Source organism: Streptomyces sp. MA5143a (assembly GCF_900290235.1).
Lineage (GTDB): Bacteria > Actinomycetota > Actinomycetes > Streptomycetales > Streptomycetaceae > Streptomyces.
Window position 1 is genome coordinate 78,497 of sequence record NZ_OLMK01000086.1, and the last position, 6,112, is coordinate 84,608.

A 6,112-nucleotide genomic window follows, 5' to 3' on the forward strand; every position below is an offset into this window, starting at 1 on the left:
CCGGTCACAGCACTAGACGATGGGGTCGAACCACGTGGGCGCGTCGGACATGGCCTGCTTGATCCGGGACAGCGCGAACTCGCTCAGGTCGGGCAGGGCGTCCAGGGAGTACCAGCCGACCTCAAGCGACTCGTCGTCGTTGACCCGTGCCTCTCCCCCGACGGCACGGCACCGGAACGTGGTGTCCATGTACTGGCAAACGTCCCCATTGTCGTACCGCACCGGGGCGAGTGCCTGGACGAGGACGATCCTCTCGGGCACGCACCTGATGGCCGTCTCCTCCTGGACCTCGCGCACGGCACAGGCGGCCGGCTGCTCCCCGGGATCCGGGATGCCGCCGATGAGCGACCACTGGCCGTTGTCGGACCGGCGGTTCAGCAGCACTCTGCCCTCGTCGTCGAAGACGACGGCGGTGACCCCGGGGAGCCAGAGGAGCTGATGACCTGCCGAGACACGGAGCGTGCGGATGAATTCAGGGGTAGCCATGAAGCCGACCCTAACGGGCCGGTTCCCTCACCTTGACGCTTCCCGGACGCGCACGCGCGGCGTACGGCTACACGCCACCGGCGCGCCTCCCGCGCACACCGGCCCCGATCGCCCAGCCGAGCCCACCGGCCGCGACCAGCACCAGCAGCATCTCGGGCAGGATGCCGACCTTGGTGGCGGGTGTCTCGGAGGAGCGCAGCGGCACCTTCTGGACCAGGGAGTCGGCGACGAACATCCCGGTCCGCTGCGTGATCCTCCCGTCGGGCATGATGATCGCGCTGACGCCGCTGGTCACCGGCACCGTGACGGTGCGGCTGTGCTCGACCGCGCGGACCCGGGACATGGCGAGCTGCTGGTAGGTCATCTCGCTGCGGTCGAAGGTGGCGTTGTTGCTGGGCACCGAGATCAGCTGCGCGCCGTCGGTGACCTCGGAGCGCACCGCCCAGTCGAAGGCCGCCTCGTAGCAGGTGACGAGACCGACCCGGGCGCCGTCCATGGTGAACACGCCGGGCTCGGTGCCCCGGCTGAAGTCCTTGCGGACCATGGACGTCCACTGGTCGTTGATGGCGCCGATAAGCGACCTGAGGGGCAGGTATTCGCCGAACGGCTGGATCTGCCGCTTGTCGTAGGTGTCGGTGGGGCCCTTCTCCGGGTCCCAGAGGATCTGCTCGTTGTAGAGCTTGCCGTCGCGTTCGACGACACCCCCGACGGAGATGGGCGCGCCGACGGCGGTGGCCGCGTGCTCGATGACCGCGCGGGCGTCGTCGTTGGCGAAGGGGTCGATGTCGGAGGAGTTCTCCGGCCAGAGCACGAAGTCCGGCCGCTCCGCCTTGCCGGCCTTGACCTCGGCGGCGAGACGCTCGGTCTCCTTGGCGTGGTAGTCGAGGACGGCGCGGCGCTGGGCGTTGAAGTCGAGACCGAGCCGCGGGACGTTGCCCTGGATGACCGCGACGGTCGCCGTGCCGTCCTCGGCCCTGTCGCTGACGAGGCCGCGCGAGGCGAGGGCGCCGGCCACGGGCACGGCCACGCTCAGCGCCGCCACGGCGGCGGTCCCCCGGCGCAGCGCGGCACCGGTGCGCCGGGCCTCGACGATCAGCCGGACGATCTCGAACAGCCCGTATCCGCACAGGACGACCGCGAAGCCGAGGACCGGGGTGCCGCCCAGCGCGGCGAGCGGCAGGAAGACGCCGTCCGCCTGACCGAAGGCGATCTTGCCCCAGGGGAAGCCGTTGAAGGGGGCACGCGCGCGTGCGGCCTCGCCGGCGATCCACAGCGCGGCCGCCCACAGCGGCGCACCGGGGAGCTTGGACACGACCGCGGTGCCCGCGCCGACGAGTGCCACGAACACCGCTTCGATGGCGACGAGCGCGAGCCACGGTCCGGGGCCGACCTCCACACCGGTCCAGACGAGCAGCGGCAGCAGGAAGCCGAGGCCGAAGAGGTAACCGAGGCCGAGTCCCGCCTTCCAGCTCCGTCCGCGCAGCACCCAGCCGAAGCCCGCGAACGCCGGCAGGGCCAGCCACCACAGGGTCCGGGGCGGGAAGCTGACGTAGAGCAGCACTCCACAGAGCGCCGCGGCGGCGGCCGGGAGGAGCCGACGGGCCCAGCGGGACGCGCGGGAAACGGGCGCGGCCTGGGGTTCGAGCTGTTCCGGCTCGTCTACGGGAGTCGCGGTGACGGTCACTCGGGGAGTGTACGGCGCGCGCCCCGGGCGCTCACAGGGCGGTCCGTCCGGTCCCGGTGCGGCCCGGGCGGAGGCCCGCCGCACATCTGCAACATCGTTTCTGCGCAACTCGTCCACACTTGGGCGCCTCACCCGTTACGGTGTGCCCGAGCCTCTGACGTGCGGCCGAACACGGTTGAGCGGTCGGGGCCCGGCACAGTCGGGGGGCGTTTTGGGGTCCACAGGGACGGAGCCCGCGGCCGGAGCGTCGGCCGCGTCCGACAGACGGAACGTTTCCGATGCCATGGGCGTGGTCCTGCTCGGGGCGTGTGCGGCCTGGTCGCTGGTCACGGCGGCGGCACGGGGCGGTCGCCCCGAGGGTGTGCTGCTGGCCGTGCTCGCGGTGTCCGCCGGGTATGCGGCGGGGCGCATCTGCGGTGCCCTGCTGCCGGTCGTGGCGCCGGGCGCGGGGGCGCTCGCCGGTCTCGGTCTGGCGGTCGCCGCCCCGCACACCACGGTGAGCTCACCGTTCGTCTCACCGCTCGGGCACACGGGCGCGACGGCCGCGCTGCTGGTCCTGTCGGCGGGCGCCGCCTGCTGCGCGGCCTGGGCGGCCCGTGCGCCGGGCCTGCGGTTCGGGCTGCGGCTGCTGGCCGTGGGCGTCGCGGTGACGGCGGGTGTGCTCGGCTCGATCACCGGCGTCGTCGCGTGCACGGGGGTGCTGCTCTGCTCGCTCGCCGCGGCCCGGATGCCGCGGGGCCCCGGGCTCGCGGGGCTCGCGTTCGTCACCGCCCTGGTGACGGCGACGACCTGGGCGACGGCGGGGAAGGCGCTGCCGTCGGGGTTGACCGCTTCCCTGGAGGGCCGGCTCACCCCGCACCGCGTCCTGCTGTGGCACGACGCGCTCGGCATGGCCCGCGCCGAACCGCTGCTGGGTGCCGGCCCCGGCCGCTTCGGCGAGCTCAGCCCCACGGTCGCCCAGGCTCTGCCGTCCGACGACAAGCCGCACTCGGCTCCGCTCCAGCTGGCGGCCGAGCAGGGGCTCATCGGCGTCGCGCTGCTGGCCACGGTGTTCTGCTGGGTCCTCTACGTCCTGTGGCGGTCCCCGCGGGCCACACCGGTCGTACTCACCGCGGGGGCGGCGCTGACCGCGCTGGCCGCGATCGCCATGGTCGGCAACGCGCTGAGCTTCACGACGGTGACGGCGGGCGCGGGCCTGCTCGCGGGAATGGCGACGGCGCGGCCCCTCACGGACGCCACCGAAGACCCCGGCGCCCCTGACGGCGTCAGCGTGCGGCGTCCGGCGCCTTGGGCCTGAGCCGGGCCCGGATGACGCGTACGGCCGTCTCCGCGTGGTCGACGGTGATGGTGAACGTGTGCCCGTCCAGCAGACGCAGCACCACGGCCTCACCCCTGCGTACGACGACGGCGGTGCCCTTCTCGGGGCGCCAGCGGTAGCCCCAGCCACCCCACTGATGAGGGGTGACGCAAGGGGCGAAGTCCACATCGGTGACCTGGGAGAAAGGGATGCGGCGGCGCGGTAGGCCGATGTGGCCGCAGCGCACCTCCAGGCATTCCCCGTCGACCCTCACGGAGACGTGCACGAACGCGAGCGTCCCGAACAGGACGAGCAGCCCGGCCGCGATGCAGCCGACGACCGACATGACGAGCGGGGCCGTACCGGACGTCCACGCGGAGTCGACCGCCAGTTCGATGCCCAGCGCCATGAAGGCGGCGCCGCCCAGCGCCAGGAGCCACTGGGCGCGATTGGTCGCCCGGCCGGTCCAGACCTCGGGGGTGAGGGCTTCGGGGCTGCCCGGCACGCCGTGGGGGTGGTCCCTCATGGCTGAGAGCGTACTCAGATTCCGCTGCGCAGGCACCTGGTCGCGGAACGTTACTTCTCGGGCTGGGCCGCGAATGTGGCCCCGACCGCCTGGAGCAGCCTGCCCTCCTCGTAGGCCAGGGCGGGGGCCGGCAGCACGCCCTCGCGTCCACTGAGGAGGACCGTCAGGCCGGACTCGGTCCATTCGGCGTCGGGGGCGGGGAGCTCGCCGATCCGGCGCAGCGCCTGGGCGGCCACCGCGCCGGCGGAGCCGTGCAGGACGAGGGGCGGCCGGCCGGGTTTCTGGACGGCCGCGCGGATGCGCTCGGCGACCAGTTCGTAGTGGGTGCAGCCCAGGACGACGGTCGTCACGTCGTCGGGGGTGAGGGCGGCGGCCGCGGCGATCGCGGCGTCGATGGCGGCGTCGTCGGCGTGCTCGACGGCCTCGGCGAGCCCCCAGCAGGGGACCTCGCTGACCGGCACCCCGTCGGCGAACTCCTCGATCAGTCCGCGCTGGTAGGGGCTGCCGGTGGTGGCGGGCGTCGCCCAGATGGTGAAGGGACCGCCGCCGGCCGCGGCGGGCTTGATCGCCGGGACGGTGCCGATGACGGGCAGCTCCGGTTCGAGGAGGGCGCGCAGGGCGGGCAGGGCGTGCACGGACGCGGTGTTGCAGCCGACGATCAGGGCGTCCGGCCGGTGCGCGGCCGCCGCCTCGGCGACCGCGAGGGCGCGTCGCGTCAGGTCCTCTGGGGTCCGCGGTCCCCAGGGCATGCCGTCGGGGTCGGACGAGATCACGAGATGCGCGTCGGGGCGCAGTCGCCGCACCGCGGCGGCGGCGGGCAGCAGACCGATACCGGAGTCCATGAGCGCGATCTTCACCCGGCCACGATAGACGATTGCCTCGGTGGGGCCGTCGGCGTGGGGCAGACTGCCGACGTGAGCGCCATCGCGTGGACCGCCGCCGGATCACTCGCCGCCTGGCTGTGGCTGCTGCTGGGCCAGGGCTTCTTCTGGCGCACGGATGTACGACTACCACCCCGCCGGGACCCGGACGACTGGCCGTACGTCTGTGTCGTCGTCCCCGCGCGCGACGAGGCCGCCGTCCTGCCGGAGAGCCTGCCGTCGCTGCTGGCCCAGCACTACCCCGGCCGCGCCGAGGTCTTCCTCGTGGACGACGCCAGCACCGACGGCACCGGCGCACTCGCCCGCGCGCTGGCCCTGCGCCACGGCGGCCTGCCGCTCACGGTCACCTCGCCCGGGGAGCCGCCCGCGGGCTGGACGGGCAAGCTGTGGGCCGTACGGCACGGGATCGGGCTGGCACGCGCGCGTGCTCCCGAGTACCTGCTGCTGACGGACGCGGACATCGCGCACCGGCCGGACAGCCTGCGCGCGCTGGTGGCGGCGGCGCGCACCGGCGGCTACGACCTCGTTTCGCAGATGGCGCGGCTGCGGGCGGAGAGCACCTGGGAGCGACTCGTGGTCCCCGCCTTCGTCTACTTCTTCGCCCAGCTGTACCCGTTCCGCCGGATCGGTGTGCGGGGCTCGCGCACGGCGGCCGCCGCGGGGGGCTGTGTGCTGCTGCGGACCGAGGCCGCCGAGCGGGCCCGGATCCCGGACGCGATCCGGCAGGCCGTCATCGACGACGTGGCCCTCGCCCGTGCGGTCAAGGGCAGCGGCGGCCACATCTGGCTGGGGCTCGCGGAACGGGTGGACAGCGTGCGGCCCTATCCGCGGCTGGGCGACCTGTGGCGGATGGTCTCCCGCAGCGCCTACGCCCAGCTGCGCCACAACCCCCTGCTGCTCGCCGGCACGGTCCTCGGCCTGCTGCTGGTCTACGGGGTGCCGCCCGCCGCGCTCCTGCTGGGGCTCGCGACGGGCGACCTGGCGGCGGCGTGGGCCGGCGGGCTCGCCTGGGCCCTGATGGCGGGGACGTACCTGCCGATGCTGCGCCACTACCGGCAGCCGCTGTGGCTCGCTCCCCTGCTGCCGTTCACCGCGGTCCTCTATCTCCTGATGACCGTCGACTCCGCCGTGCAGCACTACCGGGGGCGCGGCGCGGCCTGGAAGGGCCGCACCTACGCCCGCCCGGAGACGGTCCCCGAGGAGAGCTAGGGCGCGTTGCGAAAGTAGCGTCGTCTGCC

The 6,112-nt window shown here is 73.8% G+C and carries 6 protein-coding genes; 2 read left to right on the forward strand and 4 right to left on the reverse strand.

What is annotated here, in order from left to right:
* Window positions 1–12: 12 nt before the first annotated feature.
* Both SMA5143A_RS32065 and lnt read right to left on the reverse strand, forming a co-directional pair.
* On the reverse strand, window positions 13–486 hold the full coding sequence (locus SMA5143A_RS32065; protein ID WP_107466353.1) for an NUDIX hydrolase: 474 nt from the start codon (window positions 484–486) through the stop codon (window positions 13–15).
* Window positions 487–553: 67 nt separating this feature from the next.
* On the reverse strand, window positions 554–2,170 hold the full coding sequence (gene lnt / locus SMA5143A_RS32070) for an apolipoprotein N-acyltransferase (protein ID WP_107466354.1): 1,617 nt from the start codon (window positions 2,168–2,170) through the stop codon (window positions 554–556).
* A gap of 283 nt (window positions 2,171–2,453) precedes the next feature.
* Between lnt and SMA5143A_RS32075 the strand changes: the two genes are divergently transcribed.
* Window positions 2,454–3,467, forward strand: coding sequence for an O-antigen ligase family protein (locus SMA5143A_RS32075; protein ID WP_181362096.1), 1,014 nt, complete (start codon window positions 2,454–2,456; stop codon window positions 3,465–3,467).
* Here SMA5143A_RS32075 and SMA5143A_RS32080 read toward each other — a convergent pair.
* Together SMA5143A_RS32080 and SMA5143A_RS32085 are read right to left on the reverse strand one after the other, a co-directional pair.
* Window positions 3,436–3,993: a hypothetical protein gene (locus SMA5143A_RS32080; RefSeq protein WP_107466355.1), complete on the reverse strand. Its 558-nt coding sequence runs from the start codon at window positions 3,991–3,993 to the stop codon at window positions 3,436–3,438. The two genes, SMA5143A_RS32075 and SMA5143A_RS32080, sit on opposite strands and share 32 nt — an antisense overlap.
* A 50-nt stretch (window positions 3,994–4,043) precedes the next feature.
* Window positions 4,044–4,850, reverse strand: a complete 807-nt coding sequence (locus tag SMA5143A_RS32085; protein ID WP_107466356.1) for a glutamate racemase — start codon at window positions 4,848–4,850, stop codon at window positions 4,044–4,046.
* Window positions 4,851–4,907: 57 nt separating this feature from the next.
* Between SMA5143A_RS32085 and SMA5143A_RS32090 the strand changes: the two genes are divergently transcribed.
* Window positions 4,908–6,083 carry a glycosyltransferase gene (locus SMA5143A_RS32090; RefSeq protein ID WP_181362097.1) on the forward strand — a complete coding sequence of 392 codons (1,176 nt, stop codon included), beginning with the start codon at window positions 4,908–4,910 and terminating at the stop codon, window positions 6,081–6,083.
* Window positions 6,084–6,112: the final 29 nt, after the last annotated feature.